We start from the raw sequence: 20,292 nt of genomic DNA, 5'->3' as shown, positions 1-20,292 counted from the left end.
CTTTTTTTATGCCAACATATTTTGCAGATGAATGAGTAACCTGTCGATTGCCCGGTAACTTAACGCCTCCTGCAGATGTTCCCTGCGAATGGTTTCCTGCTTTTCAAGATCCGCGATAGTTCTGGCTACCTTCAGTAACCGCTGCCAGGCGCGTACGGATAAACCCAACCGTGTCAGCGCCTCTTCCAGCCATCTGCCATCTTCTTTCCTCAGCGCACAGAAGCGCCTGGTTTCACTGCTCTCCAACTGCGAGTTGAGCTTGTGCTGGCGTTGATGTTGTTGCGCCTGCGCCTCAATCACCCTCGCACGAACAACCTCACTGCTTTCCCCTCGTTGCTGCGGTTCACTCATTAACCCGTGAGCCAGTAACGGTATCTCCAGAGAGAGATCAAAGCGGTCGAGGAAAGGGCCGGATAATTTTCCCAGATAGCGTAACGTTTGCTCGGGCGAACAGCGGTTATGTTTCCCCTGATAATGCCCGGTTGGGCTTGGATTCATAGCTGCGATCAATTGAAACCGGGCGGGGAAAGTGACTTTCGCCCGCGTGCGTGAAATATGTATTTGCCCGGATTCAATCGGCTCACGCAATGCATCAAGAACACGACGTTCAAACTCGGGGAGCTCATCAAGAAAAAGTACGCCATTATGTGCCAAAGAGATCTCGCCCGGTGCAGGTATGGATCCTCCGCCAACCATGGCTGTTAATGAGGCGCTGTGATGGGGGGATCGAAAGGGCCTGTGCTTCCAGTGGCGGGTCAAGCTTGCGCTATTGATTAAACTCATCACTGCCGCGCTCTCCAGCGCTTCGGCATTAGAGAGTGGAGGGAGTAAACCGCTCATTCGACTGGCCAGCATAGTTTTTCCTGTGCCTGGTGGGCCAATCAGAAGCAAGTTATGACCTCCGGCCGCTGTAATTTCCAGCGCACGCTTCCCTTGCTCCTGACCGATAATGTCCCGTAAATCTTCTCTGCGCTCATCTTCCAGCGAAGCCAGAGGTTGAGGAGCCAACAAAGTCTGTTTACCTTCCAGAAAAGCACACACCTCCAACAAATGATTTGCCACCAGACATGCCTGCGTTTCAGCCAGACTCGCTTCTGATTCATTCTCTTTCGCAATAACAATTCGCCTGTCAGCCTTCACCGCCTCCATAACGCATGAGATGGCGCCGGGAACGCCGCGTAACGCGCCCGTAAGCGCTAACTCACCGACGAATTCATAATGGTCGAGTGATGCCGTATTCACTTGCTCAGAGGCTGCCAGGAGCGCGATAGCGATAGGTAAGTCATATCGCCCTCCCTCTTTAGGTAAATCCGCAGGTGCCAGGTTGATGGTGATCCGCTTTGCAGGAAAATCATAACCACTGTTAATGACAGCACTGCGCACCCGATCGCGAGCTTCCTTAACCGTTGTTTCGGGCAGCCCGACAATAGTTAGTCCTGGCAGCCCATTGCTGATGTGAACTTCGACGGTCACAAGCGGCGCGGCGACACCTAATATCGCCCTCGTATAAATTACAGACAACGCCATAAAGCCTCCTTGTCGCGAGCATTATCTTGCCAGCTTCCACTTTTTTCATCGGGGAGATATCGTTACTACGCGTTCGTTTCCAACATATCGCTGCAATTTCGTATGAGTTTCGCCACGATGGAGAGAAGTTCACAATTTGCTAAATGGCCTATTGCGCCTGAAATATTTTCAACTGATATTTTTTCTTTATAAAACAACCATTTTTTAGTTATTCCTCTGACCTTTCGAGACGGGCGTCATATTTTTTTCTTGTGCCTCATTGCAAATCTGTGTTACCTCTTTAGGCATTCCTTCGAACATGAAGCAAGAACGAGCAACTATGAAAGCCCTTCTACGAGTGATTAGCCTTATCGTGATTAGCGTGGTGGTGATTATTATCCCACCGTGCGGGGCTGCACTTGGACGAGGAAAGGCTTAAAAATCAAGCCTTAACGAACTAAGACCCCCGCACCGAAAGGTCCGGGGGTTTTTTTATCACCAAAAAACGCAAATCAGAAACAGAAGCAATTATCAGCATAAAATTCTGTTTCTCACGATATTCGACGGGGATGTAGCTATGAATGGAGCACAATGGGTGGTACATGCGTTGCGAGCGCAGCAAGTCGATACGGTTTTCGGCTATCCTGGCGGCGCAATCATGCCGGTTTACGATGCGCTATATGACGGCGGCGTGGAACACCTGTTGTGTCGACATGAGCAGGGCGCGGCAATGGCTGCCATCGGGTATGCTCGCGCAACAGGCAAAACCGGCGTCTGTATCGCCACTTCTGGCCCGGGTGCAACAAACTTAATCACCGGGCTTGCGGATGCGCTGCTTGATTCCGTTCCGGTGGTAGCGATCACCGGGCAGGTCGCTGCGCCGCTGATTGGCACCGACGCTTTTCAGGAAGTGGATGTGCTGGGCATGTCCCTCTCCTGTACCAAACATAGTTTCCTGGTTGACTCCCTCGATTCGCTGCCGCGCGTGATGGCCGAAGCGTTTCATATCGCCAACTCTGGTCGCCCCGGCCCCGTGCTGGTTGATATTCCAAAAGATATTCAGCTCGCCGTCGGTAATTGGGAGCCGGACTTCGTCACTGAGCAAGAGGAAGTGGTATTCCCTCAGGCTGAGGCGGCTCAGGCCGCAATGATGCTTGCCCAGGCGAAAAAGCCGATGCTCTACGTTGGCGGCGGCGTAGGCATGGCGCAAGCGGTTCCTGTTCTGCGCGCGTTTCTGGCAGAGACGCAAATGCCGATCGCCTGCACGTTGAAAGGCTTGGGCGCCGTGGCATCTGACTACCCTTACTACCTCGGTATGCTGGGCATGCACGGCACGAAAGCGGCTAACTTTGCCGTACAAGAGTGTGATTTGCTGATTGCGGTTGGCGCGCGTTTTGATGATCGTGTGACCGGTAAACTGAACACCTTCGCGCCTCATGCTCGCGTCATCCATATGGATATCGACCCGGCAGAGATGAGCAAGCTGCGCCAGGCGCACGTTGCCTTACAGGGTGATTTAAATGCGCTGCTGCCTGCACTGCAACAGCAACTTGCGATCGATGAGTGGCGTCAACACTGTGCCGATCTGCGCCACGAGCATGCCTGGCGCTATGACCACCCCGGCGAGGCGATCTATGCTCCGCTGCTGTTAAAGCAGCTCTCCGATCGCAAACCGGAAAACAGCGTTGTGACGACGGATGTCGGCCAGCATCAGATGTGGGCCGCGCAGCATCTGAGCTTTACCCGTCCGGAAAATTTCATCACCTCCAGCGGCTTAGGCACGATGGGCTTTGGCCTGCCCGCCGCCGTTGGCGCACAAGTTGCACGCCCGGAAGATACGGTAATCTGTATCTCCGGTGACGGCTCCTTCATGATGAACGTGCAGGAGCTGGGCACCGTAAAACGCAAGCAGTTACCGCTGAAGATCGTTTTACTTGATAACCAGCGATTAGGGATGGTTCGCCAATGGCAACAGCTGTTCTTCAATGAGCGTTACAGTGAAACCACCCTGACCGATAACCCCGATTTTCTCATGCTGGCCAACGCCTTCGGCATCCCAGGCCAACACATTACCCGTAAAGACCAGGTTGAAGCGGCACTTGACGCAATGCTCTCAAGCGATGGGCCCTATCTGCTTCATGTCTCGATCGACGAGCTCGAGAATGTCTGGCCGCTGGTGCCGCCTGGTGCCAGTAACTCACAAATGCTGGAGAAATTATCATGATGCACCATGACGTCGCTGTTGAAGCCCGCTTTAATCCGGAAACATTAGAACGCGTGCTGCGCGTAGTACGCCATCGTGGCTTTCAGGTATGTGCAATGAACATGGAAACGGCCTGCGATGCGCGCAACATAAATATTGAATTGACCGTTGCCAGCCCGCGGCCTGTCGAATTACTGTTTAGCCAGTTGAGCAAACTTGTCGACGTTGCCAGGGTCGATATCCGGCAGCGCGCTACATCATCATCATCACAACAGATCCGCGCGTAAGCGCAAAAGGAAGCATAATGACGACGAAAAAAGCAGACTACATTTGGTCCAATGGCGAGATGGTACGTTGGGAAGACGCGAAAGTTCACGTAATGTCTCACGCATTGCACTATGGTACGTCTGTGTTTGAAGGTATTCGCTGCTACGACTCCCACAAAGGGCCGGTTGTTTTCCGCCATCGTGAACATATGCAGCGTCTGCGCGACTCCGCCAAAATCTACCGTTTCCCGGTCTCCCAGAGCGTCGACGAGCTGATGGAAGCGTGCCGCGCGGTGATCCGTAAAAATAATCTGACCAGCGCCTATATCCGTCCGCTGGTATTTGTCGGTGATGTTGGCATGGGCGTTAACCCGCCGGCAGACTACACCACCGATGTCATCATTGCCGCCTTCCCGTGGGGTGCCTATCTGGGCGCAGAAGCGCTGGATCAGGGCATTGATGCCATGGTCTCCTCCTGGAACCGCGTGGCACCGAACACCATTCCGACTGCTGCGAAAGCGGGCGGTAACTATCTCTCCTCCCTGCTGGTCGGTAGCGAAGCGCGCCGCCATGGTTATCAGGAAGGCATCGCACTGGATGTTCACGGTTATATCTCTGAAGGCGCGGGCGAAAACCTCTTCGAAGTGAAAGATGGCATCCTGTTTACCCCGCCATTCACCTCCTCCGCGCTGCCTGGCATTACCCGCGACGCCATCATCAAGCTGGCAAAAGATCTCGGTATCGAAGTGCGCGAGCAGGTGCTGTCCCGCGAATCGCTCTACCTGGCGGATGAAGTCTTTATGTCCGGTACTGCGGCTGAAATCACGCCGGTGCGCAGCGTCGATGGTATTCAGGTTGGTGAAGGCCGTTGCGGCCCGGTGACCAAACGTATTCAGCAAGCATTCTTTGGCCTCTTTACCGGTGAAACGGAAGATAAGTGGGGCTGGTTGGATCAAGTTAATCAATAACTATCCGTCATAATTTAGGTTGTCGGTGTGTTGGCTGCACGCGTTCAGCCCAGTCACTAACTTATGTAAGGTGCTGGGCATTTGCTCGCTTGCCGCCTTCCTGCAACCCGAAATGATTTAGGGTAGAGCAAATAATATGGGATGGCATGCACCATCCCATCGACAAGACAGACGGGAGTAAAGAGCATGCCTAAGTACCGTTCCGCCACCACTACTCATGGGCGCAATATGGCGGGTGCCCGCGCGCTGTGGCGCGCCACCGGAATGACAGACGATGATTTCGGCAAGCCGATTATTGCCGTCGTAAACTCGTTTACCCAGTTCGTGCCAGGCCACGTTCATTTGCGCGATCTCGGTAAGCTGGTTGCAGAGCAAATCGAAGCCGCAGGCGGCGTAGCGAAAGAGTTTAATACCATCGCTGTGGATGACGGCATCGCCATGGGCCACGGCGGCATGCTCTACTCTCTGCCTTCGCGCGAACTGATCGCCGACTCCGTTGAGTATATGGTGAATGCCCACTGTGCCGACGCGATGGTGTGCATCTCCAACTGCGACAAGATCACTCCAGGGATGTTAATGGCCTCTCTGCGCCTGAACGTTCCGGTCATTTTTGTCTCCGGTGGCCCAATGGAAGCCGGGAAAACCAAACTCTCCGACCAGATCATCAAGCTCGATCTGGTGGATGCGATGATTCAGGGCGCTGACCCAAAAGTCTCTGATGATCAGAGCGAGCAGGTTGAACGCTCTGCCTGCCCGACCTGCGGCTCCTGCTCCGGCATGTTTACCGCCAACTCGATGAACTGCCTGACTGAAGCACTCGGCCTGTCGCAGCCGGGTAATGGTTCGCTGCTGGCAACCCACGCTGACCGCAAAGAGCTCTTTATCAACGCCGGCAAACGCATTGTTGAGCTGACCAAACGTTACTACGAGCAGGACGATGAAACCGCGCTGCCGCGCGCTATTGCCAGCAAAGCCGCTTTTGAAAACGCCATGACGCTGGATATCGCCATGGGCGGCTCCACCAATACCGTGCTGCACCTGCTGGCTGCGGCGCAGGAAGCGGAAATTGATTTCACCATGAGTGATATTGACCGTCTCTCCCGCCATGTGCCGCAGCTGTGCAAAGTGGCACCGAGCACGCAGAAGTACCATATGGAAGATGTTCACCGCGCGGGCGGCGTGCTGGGCATTCTGGGCGAGCTGGATCGCGCCGGTCTGCTCAACCGTGAGGTAAAAAACGTGCTTGGCCTGACGCTGCCGCAGACACTGGAAAAATATGATGTGATGCTGACCCAGGACGAGGCGGTGAAAACCATGTTCCGCGCGGGCCCGGCAGGCATTCGCACCACCCAGGCGTTCTCGCAGAATTGTCGCTGGGATACGCTGGATGACGATCGCGCCGAAGGATGTATCCGCTCCCTGGAGCACGCTTACAGCCAGGAGGGCGGTCTGGCGGTGCTGTACGGCAACTTCGCGGAGAATGGTTGTATCGTCAAGACCGCAGGCGTGGATGACAGCAACCTGACCTTCACCGGCCCGGCGAAAGTGTATGAAAGCCAGGATGCCGCTGTTGAAGCGATCCTCGGCGGGAAAGTGGTCGCGGGCGATGTAGTCGTTATTCGTTACGAAGGGCCGAAAGGCGGACCGGGCATGCAAGAGATGCTCTATCCGACCAGCTTCCTGAAATCGATGGGTCTCGGCAAAGCGTGCGCGTTAATCACCGACGGTCGTTTCTCTGGCGGTACCTCTGGCCTCTCTATTGGTCACGTTTCACCGGAAGCCGCCAGCGGCGGCAATATCGGCCTGATTGAAGATGGCGACATCATCGAGATTGATATCCCGAACCGGGGTATTCAGCTGCAACTGAGCGACCGCGACCTGGCGGCCCGCCGCGAAGCGCAGGAAGCCCGTGGCGATAAAGCCTGGACCCCGGTTAACCGTGAGCGTCAGGTCTCCTTTGCGCTGCGCGCTTACGCCACTCTCGCCACCAGTGCGGATAAAGGCGCAGTACGCGACAAATCCAAACTGGGAGGTTAATGATGGCCGATGCCCAACCCCTCTCTGCCGCCCCTGAAGGGGCGGAGTATCTGCGCGCCGTGCTGCGCGCACCGGTCTATGAAGTGGCGCAGGTGACGCCGCTGCAGAAGATGGAGAAGATCTCTGCCCGGCTGGATAACGTTGTGCTGGTGAAGCGGGAAGACCGCCAGCCGGTACACAGCTTTAAGCTGCGCGGCGCCTACGCGATGATTGCCGGCCTGAGCGCAGAGCAGAAAGCCCACGGTGTGATCACTGCCTCGGCAGGCAATCATGCCCAGGGCGTGGCGCTATCATCCACGCGGCTCGGCATTAAGTCGCTGATTGTGATGCCAGTGGCGACGGCGGATATCAAAGTCGACGCGGTACGCGCGTTTGGCGGCGAAGTGCTGCTCCACGGCGCAAACTTTGACGAAGCGAAGGCCAAAGCGATCGCTCTCTCGCAGCAGCAGGGCTACACCTTCGTGCCGCCGTTCGATCACCCGATGGTAATCGCCGGCCAGGGTACGCTGGCGCTGGAGCTGTTGCAGCAGGATGCGCATATCGACCGCATCTTTGTGCCGGTGGGCGGCGGCGGGCTGGCGGCGGGTGTCGCGGTGCTGATTAAGCAACTGATGCCGCAGATTAAAGTGATTGCTGTTGAAGCGGAAGATTCCGCCTGCCTGAAAGCGGCACTGGACGTCGGTTATCCGGTTGACCTGCCACGCGTGGGGCTGTTTGCCGAAGGCGTGGCGGTAAAACGCATTGGCGATGAGACCTTTCGCCTCTGCCAGGCCTACCTTGATGACATCATCACCGTCGATAGTGATGCCATCTGCGCGGCAATGAAAGATCTGTTTGAAGATGTGCGCGCGGTAGCTGAACCCTCCGGTGCGCTGGCGCTGGCGGGGATGAAGAAATATATCGCCCAGCATAACATTCGCGGCGAGCGGCTGGCGCATGTGCTTTCCGGCGCGAACGTCAACTTCCACGGCCTGCGCTATGTCTCAGAGCGCTGCGAGCTGGGCGAACAGCGTGAAGCGCTGTTGGCGGTGACTATTCCGGAAGAGAAGGGCAGTTTCCTCAAATTCTGCCAGCTGCTGGGCGGCCGCTCGGTGACGGAATTTAACTACCGCTTTGCGGATGCGAAAGATGCCTGCATTTTTGTCGGCGTGCGCCTGAGCCGCGGGCTGGAAGAGCGTAAAGAGATCCTCGCTCTGCTACATGAAGGCGGCTACAGCGTGGTGGATCTCTCCGATGATGAGATGGCAAAACTGCATGTGCGCTATATGGTCGGCGGGCGTCCGTCCAAGCCGTTGCAGGAGCGCCTTTACAGCTTCGAGTTCCCGGAGTCGCCCGGCGCGCTGCTGAAATTCCTGCATACCCTTGGCACCCACTGGAATATCTCGCTGTTCCACTACCGCAGCCACGGCACCGATTACGGGCGTGTGCTGGCGGCGTTTGAGCTGGGCGAGCATGAGCCGGATTTCGAAACCCGCCTCAATGAACTGGGCTATGAGTGTCACGATGAGACCCAAAACCCGGCGTTTCGCTTCTTTCTTGCCGGTTAATGGCCCGGCAGGATCTGCCAGAACGCGTTAATAAGCGGCTCATGCAGCCGCTTTTTTTGTGCGCAGACGCCAAGCTCGAACGGCGTTTTTTCATCGCTACGCTCAAGGATCATCACGCGGTTGCGCACCGGTTCAGGGCTGTTCTCCAGCACCACTTCCGGGATTAACGCTACGCCGCAGCCGAGTGCGACCATGGAGACCATCGCTTCGTGACCGCCAACGGTGGCATAAATCGATGGGTTGCTGATTTTATGGTGGCGGAACCAGAGCTCAATGCGGCGACGCACCGGCCCCTGATCCGGCAGAATAAACGGCACCGTCGACCAGTCCGGATCGGGCTGGGAGACCTGGTTACGTACCGGGCAGGGCAGCGCCGGGGCAATCAACACGACCGCAAGATTCTCCAGCATCGAAAAGGCCACGGCACCTGGCAACGTCTCCGGTTTGCCGGCAATTGCCAGATCCGCTTCACCGGTCACCACTTTTTCCATCGCATCGGCGGCATCGCCGGTAGAGAGTTTGATCTCCACCGACGGATGCTCTGCACGAAAGCGATCAAGAATCGGCGGCAAATGGCTGTACGCCGCGGTCACCGAGCAAAAGAGATGCAGTTCACCGGAGAGTGATGGGCCTTGCTGATCGAGAGTGTGTCGCAACTGCTGATACTGCAACAGCGTCTGCTGGGCAAAAACCCGCAGCTCGTCGCCCGCTTCGGTCAGCGTGACCGTGCGGTTATCGCGCACAAAGAGCGGTTGGCCGAGATCCTCTTCCAGCCGCTGAATCTGGCGCGAAAGCGTTGAGGGGCTGACATGCATGGCGCGCGCGCTGCGGCCAAAATGGCGGCTCTCCGCCAGGTGCAGAAACATTTTCAGATCGCGTAAATCCATGAGACCCGCTCCACAAAATTACATTGCAAAAATTGCAATGTCACATTGTTAATATATCAATTTAAGCAACGCATTTCCTGACATATAGTGGGTTCAACCTCGCGCAACAGCGAATCGAACAATAAGCACGACACAACATCTACGGAGTACACCATGGCTAACTACTTTAATACACTGAACCTGCGCCAGCAGCTGGCGCAGCTGGGCAAATGTCGCTTTATGTCGCGTGAAGAATTTGCTGATGGCGCAAGCTACCTTCAGGGTAAAAAAGTGGTCATCGTCGGCTGTGGCGCACAGGGCCTCAACCAGGGTCTGAACATGCGTGACTCCGGTCTGGATATCGCTTACGCCCTGCGTGCGGAAGCGATCGCCGAGAAGCGTGCCTCCTGGCGTAAAGCGACTGAAAATGGTTTTAAAGTAGGCACTTACGAAGAGCTGATCCCGCAGGCGGACCTGGTTGTTAACCTGACGCCGGACAAACAGCACTCTGACGTTGTACGTACCGTTCAGCCGCTGATGAAAGATGGCGCAGCGCTCGGTTACTCTCACGGTTTCAACATCGTGGAAGTGGGCGAGCAGATCCGTAAAGATATCACTGTAGTAATGGTTGCACCGAAGTGTCCGGGGACCGAAGTGCGCGAAGAGTATAAGCGTGGTTTCGGCGTGCCGACGCTGATCGCGGTTCACCCGGAAAACGATCCGAAAGGCGAAGGGATGGCGATTGCCAAAGCCTGGGCGGCAGCGACCGGCGGTCATCGCGCTGGTGTGCTGGAATCCTCCTTCGTTGCCGAAGTGAAATCTGACCTGATGGGCGAGCAAACTATCCTCTGCGGCATGCTGCAGGCGGGTTCGCTGCTCTGCTTTGACAAGCTGGTGGCGGAAGGTACCGATCCGGCCTATGCGGAAAAACTGATTCAGTTCGGCTGGGAGACCATCACCGAAGCGCTGAAGCAGGGCGGTATCACGCTGATGATGGATCGCCTCTCCAACCCGGCGAAACTGCGTGCTTACGCACTCTCCGAGCAGTTGAAAGGCATTATGGCGCCGCTGTTCCAGAAGCACATGGATGACATCATCTCCGGCGAATTCTCCTCCGGTATGATGGCTGACTGGGCGAACGACGATAAGAAACTTCTCACCTGGCGTGAAGAGACCGGCAAAACCGCCTTTGAGACTGCGCCGCAGTACGAAGGCAAAATCAGCGAGCAGGAGTACTTCGATAAAGGCGTACTGATGATCGCGATGGTGAAAGCGGGCGTTGAGCTGGCATTCGAAACCATGGTCGCTTCCGGCATCATCGAAGAGTCGGCTTACTATGAGTCTCTGCACGAGCTGCCGCTGATCGCCAATACCATCGCGCGTAAGCGTCTGTACGAAATGAACGTGGTGATCTCCGATACCGCCGAGTACGGCAACTATCTCTTCTCATACGCCTGTGTGCCGCTGCTGAAAGAGTTTATGACCATGCTGCAGACCGGCGATCTGGGCAAAGCGATTGCAGAAGGTGCGGTAGACAACGCGCAGCTGCGCGATGTGAACGAAGCGATTCGCAGCCATGAGATTGAGAAAGTGGGTCACAAATTGCGTGGATATATGAAAGATATGAAACGTATCGCCGTCGCGGGCTAATTTTCGCAAAGTAATAATAGAAGCCCGGTAAATGCTACCGGGCTTTTTTATTAGTTGCGGTACAGCACTTTGATAATGTGGTAACCGAACTGGGTGTGCAGCGGGCCGGTTGGCTCCAGCACCGGGCAGGAGAAGACTACTTTATCGAACGCCGGTACCATCTGTCCCTGACGGAATTCACCTAAATGGCCACCCTTTTTGCCTGACGGGCAGATAGAGTGCTTTTTCGCCAGCTTCTCGAAATCGCCGCCGTTTTTGATCTGCTCCAGCAGGTCCAACGCCAGTTTCTCTTCTTTAACAAGGATATGCAGTGCTGCTGCGGTTTTTGCCATGATCGTGCCTTGAGTGAGGTTATTGAGGCTGGCTATACTACCACGCCTTTATACACTTCGGCCTTCAACCTGCCTCTTTGTCGGCCCGTCGTCGCCTTGCCGAATCGGTGTATTTTCCCTGACTTTCATTGAGTGATGTTTCTTTATGCGTTTAAACCCCGGACAACAACAAGCCGTCGAATTTGTCACCGGACCTTGCCTGGTGCTTGCGGGCGCGGGATCCGGTAAAACACGCGTGATCACCAATAAGATCGCCCACCTGATCCGCGGCTGCGGCTATCAGGCGAAGCATATTGCTGCCGTCACCTTTACCAACAAAGCGGCGCGCGAAATGAAAGAGCGCGTAGCACAGACGTTGGGGCGCAAAGAGGCGCGCGGTCTGATGATCTCCACCTTTCATACGCTGGGGCTGACCATCATCAAGCGCGAATATGCCGCACTGGGTATGAAAGCCAACTTCTCCCTGTTTGACGATACCGATCAGGTGGCGCTGCTCAAAGATCTTACCGAAGGGGTGATCGATGACGACAAGGTCGTGTTGCAACAACTGATCTCAACGATCTCCAACTGGAAAAACGATCTGCTGACGCCGCAACAGGCTGCCGCGCAAGCGGCGGGCGAACGGGATCGCATTTTCGCGCACTGCTATGGTCTCTACGACGCGCATATGAAGGCGTGTAACGTTCTCGACTTTGACGACCTGATTCTGCTCCCGACACTGCTGCTACAGCGCAATGAAGAGGTGCGCGAGCGCTGGCAGAATAAGATCCGCTACCTGCTGGTGGATGAGTATCAGGACACCAACACCAGCCAGTATGAGCTGGTAAAACTGCTGGTTGGCCAGCGCGCGCGGTTTACGGTAGTAGGCGATGACGATCAGTCGATCTACTCCTGGCGCGGCGCGCGTCCGCAAAACCTTGTCCTGTTAAGCCAGGATTTTCCTGCACTGCAGGTCGTGAAGCTGGAGCAGAACTACCGCTCTTCCGGGCGCATTCTGAAAGCGGCCAACATCCTGATTGCCAATAACCCGCACGTCTTTGAAAAGCGGCTCTTTTCGGAGCTGGGCTACGGTACTGAGTTGAAAGTGCTCAGCGCCAACCATGAAGAGCATGAGGCGGAGCGTGTCACCGGTGAGCTGATCGCCCATCACTTCATCAATAAAACGCAATATAAAGATTATGCGATCCTCTACCGCGGTAACCATCAGTCGCGCGTGTTTGAAAAATTCCTGATGCAGAACCGTATTCCTTACAAAATTTCCGGCGGCACCTCGTTCTTCTCGCGACCGGAAATTAAGGATCTGCTCGCTTACCTGCGCGTGCTCACCAACAGCGATGATGACAGCGCTTTTCTGCGCATCGTCAATACGCCAAAGCGCGAGATTGGCTCCGCGACGCTGCAAAAACTGGGCGAGTGGGCAATGGTGCGCAACAAGAGTTTGTTTGCCGCTAGCTTTGATGTCGGTCTTAACCAGACGCTCACCGGGCGCGGTTATGAGGCATTAACGCGCTTTACCCAATGGCTCGGCGAGATCCAGCGCCTGGCGGAGCGCGAGCCGATCGCTGCGGTGCGCGATTTGATCCACGGCATTGATTACGAATCCTGGCTGTTTGAAACCTCGCCCAGCCCGAAAGCCGCTGAAATGCGGATGAAAAACGTCAATACGCTGTTTGGCTGGATGACCGAGATGCTCGAAGGTAACGAGCTGGATGAAGCGATGACGCTGGCCGAAGTGGTCACGCGCTTCACCCTGCGCGACATGATGGAGCGCGGCGAAAGCGATGATGAATCGGATCAGGTGCAGTTAATGACCCTACACGCTTCGAAAGGCCTCGAATTTCCTTATGTCTTTTTAGTCGGCATGGAGGAGGGGCTATTGCCGCACCAGAGCAGCATTGATGAGGACAACGTTGACGAAGAGCGACGTCTGGCTTATGTCGGCATTACCCGCGCACAAAAAGAGCTCATCTTTACTCTGTGTAAAGAGCGTCGCCAGTATGGCGAGCTGGTGCGCCCGGAGCCAAGCCGATTCCTGCTGGAACTGCCGCAGGACGATCTTATTTGGGAGCAGGAGCGTAAAGTCATCAGCGCTGAAGAGCGAATGCACAAAGGCCAGGCTAACGTCGCAAATATTCGTGCCATGCTGGCAAAAGCGAAGGGCCAATAAAATAAACATAAGCTTTCTGAATAATCATCAGGAAGCTTCTGTTTCTATTCTCGCAAATATTATTCGGAATTTTGTTTTTTATTGAAGCATGCTTATTGCATGGTTATTTCTTTCTGCTATTAATTGTGACTCTCTCCTCGCTCTTATTAAATAAAGAGTTATCTCGCTTATAGTCTTTGACATTATCAAATGTCGCTTGTAGTTTAATTTGTGTCACAGCCTCTGCTGTATATTAGTTATCTATATTTATTGTCATAAACATGTTTATAAGGATATGGATATGAGCGAAAAACTCGATCGTTTTCTGCGGTCGTTAATTAATAAGCTAACAGATTATGATATCGCAGAGCTTAATCACACTACCCCATCGAAGCGCTGGAATTGGTTAGCCTTGACTTTGTGACTATTAAAGTCGAAGCGAAAACGGTGCTCGGCATTGATATAGATTTGAATGCATTAGCTGAATCACAGCCCGCAACCTACGGTGATTTAATTAGCTATTTGCAAAAGAAATATTTTCGAGAGGAATAAGATGCAAGCTGCCGTAAATCATGGGCACCGCGTTGTTATTACAGGATATGGTGCTATCTGCTCATTAGGTGAGAATAGCGAGAAAATATGGCAAGCGATACGTGATAAAAAATTAGGCTACGAAATATGTGACGATCCGGGAAAAGGCGTCGGTGCGAAATTCTTTGGGCGGGTAAACTTTCCGCTTAATCATTCTCGCTTCTCGAGAAAAGTTCTGAAAAATGCCCCGCGTTTTGCCGAGTTTGGTCTCATTGCTGCTGATGAAACTATCACCATGGCCTTCGGTAACGAGCAAGATATCTTTTCTCATTACGATCCATGCGACTGCGGTGTTATTTTTGGCACCGGATGGGCGGGGTTTGATTGCTCGACTATCAATTATTACGCCTATTCCGATCCCAACTCGCTGACCGCATCGGCACATAGCTGCTTTCACTCGATGCCGAGCATCGGTACCTCACTTATTACCGTCAACTGGAAGCTCAGGGGTTATCAGAATAGCCCGGTTGCCGCCTGTGCCACGGGCAATATCGCGATAGGCGATGCCTATGAAATTATCAAAAGCGGAAAAGCGCGAATGATGATTGCCGGAGGCGGCGAGAGCCTTATGCAGCCTTTCACCGTCTGGTCTGTCGACATCCTTGGTGCTTTGTCGAAAGAGCAGCAGAACGTTATTAGAGCCTGTTGTCCTTTCAGCCTCGACAGAAGCGGGTTCATACTCTCCGAAGGCGCGGCAACTGTCTGCCTTGAGCGGCTGGAAGATGCGCTGGCGCGGAATGCGACCATCTATGGCGAAGTGGTGGGCTATGCGAACCACAGCGATGCTTATGTTAATCCCACCGCGCCTGCGCCAGATCTCGTCGGTAGAGTGACCACCATTCAGCGTGCCATGGCGTATGCTGGGCTTGGCGTTGAGGATATCGACTACATCAATGCGCATGGTACCTCGACGCCGATGAATGATTACAACGAAACGTTGGTGTTAAAAGAGGTTTTTGGCGAGCGGGCGTACGCCATTCCGGTTTCCAGCACCAAATCCTATACGGGTCATCTGATTGCCGCGGCGGGCGGGGCAGAAACCATATTCTGTCTGAAAAGTATTGCCGATGGGATGATCCCGGCAACGATAAATCTTCAGCGACCAGACCCGAAATGCGATCTTAACTATGTACCTAATAACCATCTTTTCGATCAAAAATTAGAGCATATCGTAAACGTGAATTACGGCTTTGGTGGGGCAAATAGCTGCCTGGTACTGAAGAGGTTCGCCGCATGATGAGACGCTATGGCGCGCAGGATATCGAGCGATGGGCGCAATTTTCCGGCGATCGCAATCGTGTTCACTTTGATAAAGACTTCGCCATTAAAAATGGTCTAAAAGATATTATCGTGCAAGGGATGCTGACGCTACTTGATGCTAAGCTGCTGCTTGTAGATAGCCTCGACCAAACCGCTATGCTCAATTTCTATATCAAGAAGCCGGTGTTTATAGATACGGCTGTTCATATGAGCATTAAGGGTGAGGACGCGAAGAGAAGCGTCGCGGTTACAATCGGAGATGATCCGCAGAATATCTGTATTACGGCAGCGGTTTTGCCGCAGAAGCCGCCGGATCCTTTCCTGAGCGCCCACCCCGTAGCGGTGAGCGGGCAAACAATCCAGATGCATCTTGAACAATTAAGATCCGGTTTCCCACACGTCACTAATCGATGGGTAATGTTTGATACCTTACTGTTTTCAATTTGCTTTAATCAAAGGAAAGATGACTACTTTAAAAAGCAGGCTGAAAAAATAGTTAAATATCATCCTTTAGAAAATATTACGACATACCATGTGGCGAATAAGCTATTTATTAGCGAGCGGTTGATTAGTGGCGGGGAGCTAAATTATTCAGGCCTCAACTATCTGATTGAAGACAAAGATATCTATATTGATAAAGCTTCCGCCTACAACACCTTTACTATTCATGTACTGGAGAATAATGAGATTATTTTCCAGTCCTCTATCGATTGTTTAACCAGAGCATACGATCGCACGCAGGAAAGTTAAGGGACTAACAAAATGAGTAACAAAAAATGGGTTTTAGTCACGGCAGGCAGTCGTGGCATTGGGGCTGCTATTGTTAAAGAGCTGGTGCGGCGCGATTACAATGTTGTCTTCACCTATAAAAATAATAGCGCGCTTGCGGCTGTGCTTATGCATTCGCTCAACGTTAATCGTGAGGTTTGCTGGTGCTATCCATGTGATGTATCAAGCGTTGAGTCCGTAAAAAAGCTCAGCGAAACGCTACGCAAAAATCATGGCACTCCCTACGGCATTATTAATAATGCCGGTATTACCAAAGATGCTCTCAGCTTTACCATGAGTCTGAATGAATGGCTGGATGTAATTAATACCAACCTTAATTCGCTATTTTATCTGAATCACTTTTTGCTTAATGACATGTTAATGCAGAGAGATGGCTGCATTATCAATATCAATTCTGTTGCTGGCTTACGCGGTAATATCGGACAGGCGAACTATTCAGCGTCAAAATCCGCACAGTATGGTTTTACCAAAACGCTGGCCCGGGAAGTGGGTAATTTTAATATTCGCGTGAACTGCATTGCGCCGGGTCCGGTGAAGACCGACCTGCTTTCGGCACTTCCGGAAAAGGCCGTTTCGCAACTAATCAAAATGACCCCGCTAAGGAAGTTGGGCCAGCCTGAAGATGTGGCGCTCATGGTTGCTTTTCTGCTCGGTAAAGGCGGGAAGCATATCACCGGGCAGACCTTTGTCATCGACGGTGGCTTGTCCATTTGATCAGGACGTTCAAATGAAGAGGAAAAGAGTATGGATCTTAAATTAAGAGCGGTACCGCAAGAAGTGTATGGCGTAATGGAGTTGAATGAGAATTTTAATTTTCAGTGGAACCCCGATCCCGTCTCTTCGCTTATTGGCCTTGGTACCTCTTATGTTCTGGAGTTTTTCGAATTCTACGGTGAGCGTATCGGTGACTACTACGATGAGTTCATTCAGGGATCGCCGCAAAAAGATGAACGCTTTGCCGTATTTGTGACGCAAGAAAAAAGGCACGCGGCAGCACACCGCAAATTAAATAATTTTATTACTAAAGGCATTACTCCGCCGGTAAGGGAGAAGTTCCATCCTCGCGTTTACGATTTTCTGTATGGTGCTTATAAAGAGCTGGCCGAGCCGATTATCGGCGGCATTGAGCGCGATAAAGCCAGCGGCAAAAAAGCCGATGGTGGCTTTTTTAAAGAGGCGGTTCGCAGCATCGCGATTTTTGAAAGCCAGGTCTGTATGACCGGGCTCTCGTTCTTTGAGAATCTGTTTGAAAATGGTCGCTTTGAACTAGTGAGCAATTTGTCTGGTAATCTCGGCGTGCTCTATTTACTGGGCTACCACTACACCGAAGAGATGGAACACTGCTGCGTTTCAATTGAAGCGTTCGAAACTATTTATCAGGAAAAAGTCTGGACCCCTGCCTTAGTTGATCAACACATCTATGGCCGCGACCTGCTTGCCAGCCAGGTTCTGCTTTCAACCCTGCATGTCGCCAGAATGCTTAACCAGGAACTTACCGTTGAGCAGATCATGAATAGCGTTGCTTACCAGTATCGCGAGCAGATGGCGAAGAAATACATCGTTGCCGGGTTCAATGCCAGAGAGCCGGAAATTCTGGCTCGCCGTAAATCGCTGGTCGAACGCTGGGACAACGAGTGGGAACCGCGTTTGTTAGAGAAGATCGTGCAGCGTATTCGCGCAGGTGCCTGAGGATAGCGTTCCACCCTCGCTGATACCTGAAGCGTGTTGGGCATCAGCGAACAATATGCAGAAGAGTGATGATGACGCAGACAAGTCAGATGCTGCATTTTGTCAGTCATGACAACCAGCAGATACCTTACCAGCTTTTTCCGGCGCGTTCGCAAAGCGGGCCTGCGACGGCCATCGTGTTGTTGCACAACACTGAGGATGTTAATAAGAAAATTGCCGCGTTCGGGTTGCCCGAGTGCATTTTACTTGCTGTTGATTTTTCACCTGGCAAGGTCAATACAGGCACCTCCGATGGTTCGTCGGCTCTCTCTCTACAAGGTTATTATTTTCAGCAGTTTATTGAGCACATTACCGCGCAGTGTGGGCTACGAGCGCAGGATATTGCCGCCGGAAAGGGTCGCTATATTGTGGATGCGATCGAAAAAATTGAGCCGGCCGTGGAACATCTTCTGCTACGCGATTTTGATGCTGCAAACGTGGATGCGGGCAACCGCCTCCTGCTACAGCGAGGGTTAAGTGAACGTGCGCGTTTCGAGCAGGGAGATGCTTTTTCACCCGCCGATCTCGCGACGCTGCCTGCCGACCGTACTCTGGCGGTGGTGTCGGGCTTCTATGAACTCTTCAGCGATAACAACCTGGTGCTGGCTTCGCTCAATGGCCTCGCCAATGCGGTGAAGAAAGGGGGATATCTGGTCTATACGACAAAGCTGTGGAACCCAAAACTGGCGTTAATGGCACGCATTTTACCCAGACACCAGAAAGGAGCGTTCTGGTTACTGCGTCAACGTTCTCAGCGTGAGATCGATCAGTTGGTGAGGCGGGCCGGTTTTGCCAAAGTGACGCAGCGGGTCGATGGCTGGGGATTATTCAGCGTTACGCTGGCGAGAAAGGTAAGGTAAGGGCTATAACAGGCTGGTTTGTTGCCGCGGAGGAGTTCACGGCAACATACTCTTGCTCTTAATGAATAATCAGCGCCCAGTGGACATAGCTTTGCCACTGGCTCTCCTGCTCAATCAGCTCTGCGCCCAGCGGATGGCTCGCCAGCCAGCCCGATGGCAGCGCCAGCGTAAGCTGTTCCCCTTGTGCGGTGACAGAAATTTCCGGCAGTAAATCATCACGACGACGGCTGGCGAAAATAATCGCCAGTCGCAGCAAGCGGCAGAGATGCTCCGCAACACGCGGTGGAACGGCATTTTGCTGATGCAAAGAAGAGAGATCGATGGCGTTGGTCTGGTTGAGTAGCAGCGTGGCGAGCAGCTTTTTCTGCGCGGGAGTAAAACCCGGTAGATCAAGGTTACGCACCAGCCAGGCGGCATGAAGCGGTGCCTGTTTAAATTCAATGCTCAGACCTATTTCATGCAGTTCGCAGGCAACATGCAAAATTTCGGTGCTATAAGCGTCTAAATCCCAGCTTGTCGCCACGCTCTGCGCGAACCGTTCCGCCAGCATTGATACGCGTCTCGACTGATCGATATCAACCATAAACCGGCGCTGAATATTGCGCAGTGTCCGGCTGCGAATATCTTGATCTACCGCCAGATGAAGCATGCCGTAAACCAGCCCTTCGCGCAGCGCGCCGCCGGCGAGGGTCATGCTCTCAATATTCATTTCGGTGAAAATGGCGATCAGAATGGCGAGGCCGCTGGGAAAGACCAGCGCGCGCTCAAGGGTTAGCCCTTCGATCTCCAGCTCTTCAAGCCGCCCGCACTGGATCGCGCGCTGCTTAAGCTGCTGGAGTTTGGCAAGCGTGATGCGCTCATCCATGCCCTGGGCCATCATAATCTCTTGCAGCGCCTGCACGGTACCTGACGCACCGACACACACTTTCCAGCCGTGGCGACGGAGCTCATCGGCGACCGGGCGCAGCACTTCACGGGCCGCTTGCTCCGCAGTATCGAAATTTTCCTGCCCCAGATGACGATCGGTGAAGTAGCGCTCCAGCCAGGTGACGCAGCCCATCGACAGGCTGAACAGCGAGGTGGTTTGCGCCCCGGTACCGGTGACGAGTTCTGTACTCGCGCCTCCGATATCAACCACCAGGCGCTGATCCGCGCCGCCGGTAGTGTGGGCAACGCCCTGGTAAATCAGACGGGCTTCTTCCTCGCCGCTGATCACCTGTACTGGACAGCCGAGAATCTCCTGCGCTTTGTCGAGAAATTCATGCGCATTGACGGCCAGACGCAGCGTGGCGGTTGCCACCACGCGGATCTGCTGTTGCGGGATATCTTGCAGACGTTCGGAAAAGAGGCGCAGGCACTGCCAGCCGCGTTCCATCGCCTCCTGAGAGAGGCGATTATCCTGGCTCAGGCCCGCCGCGAGGCGGACTTTGCGTTTAATACGCGACAGAGTCTGGATACTGCCAGCCACCTCGCGCACAACCAGCATATGAAAACTGTTGGAACCGAGATCAATAGCTGCGTAGAGCGAGGCGGAACCGAGCAT

The 20,292-nt window shown here is 53.6% G+C and carries 17 protein-coding genes; 13 read left to right on the top strand and 4 right to left on the bottom strand.

The genetic code is table 11. The annotated features are described in order from the left end of the window. Window positions 1–6 precede the first annotated feature (6 nt). Window positions 7–1,527 (bottom strand): YifB family Mg chelatase-like AAA ATPase, encoded by a 1,521-nt coding sequence (locus tag HF650_RS23535; RefSeq protein WP_187800584.1) that lies wholly within the window; start codon window positions 1,525–1,527, stop codon window positions 7–9. Between the two features lie 319 nt (window positions 1,528–1,846). Here HF650_RS23535 and ilvL point away from each other — a divergent pair, with 319 nt between their 5' ends. The 6 genes from ilvL to ilvA all read left to right on the top strand — a co-directional run bounded on the left by ilvL (window position 1,847) and on the right by ilvA (window position 8,527). Beyond that, window positions 1,847–1,945, top strand: coding sequence for an ilv operon leader peptide (gene ilvL, locus HF650_RS23530; RefSeq protein WP_187800583.1), 99 nt, complete (start codon window positions 1,847–1,849; stop codon window positions 1,943–1,945). A 138-nt stretch (window positions 1,946–2,083) separates the two neighbouring features. Further along, the gene (ilvG, locus tag HF650_RS23525; protein ID WP_187800582.1) at window positions 2,084–3,730 is read left to right on the top strand and encodes an acetolactate synthase 2 catalytic subunit; all 1,647 of its coding nucleotides are present in this window, start codon (window positions 2,084–2,086) and stop codon (window positions 3,728–3,730) included. Continuing rightward, window positions 3,727–3,996 (top strand): acetolactate synthase 2 small subunit, encoded by a 270-nt coding sequence (ilvM, locus tag HF650_RS23520; RefSeq protein WP_023479554.1) that lies wholly within the window; start codon window positions 3,727–3,729, stop codon window positions 3,994–3,996. Before ilvG ends, ilvM begins: the two co-directional genes overlap by 4 nt. A gap of 17 nt (window positions 3,997–4,013) precedes the next feature. Next, window positions 4,014–4,943 carry a branched-chain amino acid transaminase gene (locus HF650_RS23515; RefSeq protein ID WP_187800581.1) on the top strand — a complete coding sequence of 310 codons (930 nt, stop codon included), beginning with the start codon at window positions 4,014–4,016 and terminating at the stop codon, window positions 4,941–4,943. A 186-nt stretch (window positions 4,944–5,129) separates the two neighbouring features. Further along, window positions 5,130–6,980, top strand: coding sequence for a dihydroxy-acid dehydratase (ilvD, locus tag HF650_RS23510; RefSeq protein WP_187800580.1), 1,851 nt, complete (start codon window positions 5,130–5,132; stop codon window positions 6,978–6,980). A 2-nt stretch (window positions 6,981–6,982) separates the two neighbouring features. Beyond that, entirely contained in the window at window positions 6,983–8,527 is a 1,545-nt protein-coding gene (ilvA, locus tag HF650_RS23505) for a threonine ammonia-lyase, biosynthetic (RefSeq protein ID WP_187802800.1), read from the top strand. On the opposite strand, the gene ilvY is transcribed toward ilvA, so the two are convergent. Beyond that, window positions 8,524–9,414, bottom strand: coding sequence for an HTH-type transcriptional activator IlvY (ilvY, locus tag HF650_RS23500; protein ID WP_187800579.1), 891 nt, complete (start codon window positions 9,412–9,414; stop codon window positions 8,524–8,526). The genes ilvA and ilvY overlap by 4 nt on opposite strands. Window positions 9,415–9,567: 153 nt before the next feature. Here ilvY and ilvC point away from each other — a divergent pair, with 153 nt between their 5' ends. After that, window positions 9,568–11,043, top strand: coding sequence for a ketol-acid reductoisomerase (gene ilvC, locus HF650_RS23495; protein ID WP_187800578.1), 1,476 nt, complete (start codon window positions 9,568–9,570; stop codon window positions 11,041–11,043). Between the two features lie 50 nt (window positions 11,044–11,093). Here the strand turns inward: ilvC and ppiC are convergent, their stop codons facing one another. Next, a complete protein-coding gene (gene ppiC, locus HF650_RS23490; protein ID WP_001140255.1) occupies window positions 11,094–11,375 on the bottom strand; it encodes a peptidylprolyl isomerase PpiC in 282 nt (93 codons plus the stop codon). 145 nt (window positions 11,376–11,520) lie between these two features. Here ppiC and rep point away from each other — a divergent pair, with 145 nt between their 5' ends. The 6 genes from rep to HF650_RS23460 all read left to right on the top strand — a co-directional run bounded on the left by rep (window position 11,521) and on the right by HF650_RS23460 (window position 18,749). Further along, window positions 11,521–13,542 carry a DNA helicase Rep gene (gene rep / locus HF650_RS23485; protein WP_023479546.1) on the top strand — a complete coding sequence of 674 codons (2,022 nt, stop codon included), beginning with the start codon at window positions 11,521–11,523 and terminating at the stop codon, window positions 13,540–13,542. 532 nt (window positions 13,543–14,074) lie between these two features. Next, window positions 14,075–15,349, top strand: coding sequence for a beta-ketoacyl-[acyl-carrier-protein] synthase family protein (locus HF650_RS23480; protein ID WP_187800577.1), 1,275 nt, complete (start codon window positions 14,075–14,077; stop codon window positions 15,347–15,349). Next, window positions 15,346–16,122 (top strand): MaoC/PaaZ C-terminal domain-containing protein, encoded by a 777-nt coding sequence (locus HF650_RS23475; RefSeq protein WP_187800576.1) that lies wholly within the window; start codon window positions 15,346–15,348, stop codon window positions 16,120–16,122. The genes HF650_RS23480 and HF650_RS23475 overlap by 4 nt, the downstream gene beginning before the upstream one ends. A 12-nt stretch (window positions 16,123–16,134) precedes the next feature. Further along, window positions 16,135–16,875 (top strand): 3-oxoacyl-ACP reductase FabG, encoded by a 741-nt coding sequence (fabG, locus tag HF650_RS23470; protein WP_187800575.1) that lies wholly within the window; start codon window positions 16,135–16,137, stop codon window positions 16,873–16,875. A 30-nt stretch (window positions 16,876–16,905) separates the two neighbouring features. Further along, window positions 16,906–17,850, top strand: a complete 945-nt coding sequence (locus tag HF650_RS23465; RefSeq protein ID WP_187800574.1) for a hypothetical protein — start codon at window positions 16,906–16,908, stop codon at window positions 17,848–17,850. 68 nt (window positions 17,851–17,918) lie between these two features. Next, window positions 17,919–18,749, top strand: coding sequence for a class I SAM-dependent methyltransferase family protein (locus tag HF650_RS23460; protein WP_187800573.1), 831 nt, complete (start codon window positions 17,919–17,921; stop codon window positions 18,747–18,749). Between the two features lie 58 nt (window positions 18,750–18,807). On the opposite strand, the gene gppA is transcribed toward HF650_RS23460, so the two are convergent. Then, complete coding sequence (gene gppA, locus HF650_RS23455) at window positions 18,808–20,292, bottom strand: guanosine-5'-triphosphate,3'-diphosphate diphosphatase (protein ID WP_187800572.1); 1,485 nt, start codon at window positions 20,290–20,292, stop codon at window positions 18,808–18,810.

Origin of the sequence: Kosakonia sp. SMBL-WEM22, from assembly GCF_014490785.1 — a bacterium.
Classification (GTDB): Bacteria; Pseudomonadota; Gammaproteobacteria; order Enterobacterales; family Enterobacteriaceae; genus Kosakonia.
Note: the sequence above shows the minus strand (reverse complement) of the source record. Positions and strands in the feature narration are given on the sequence as shown.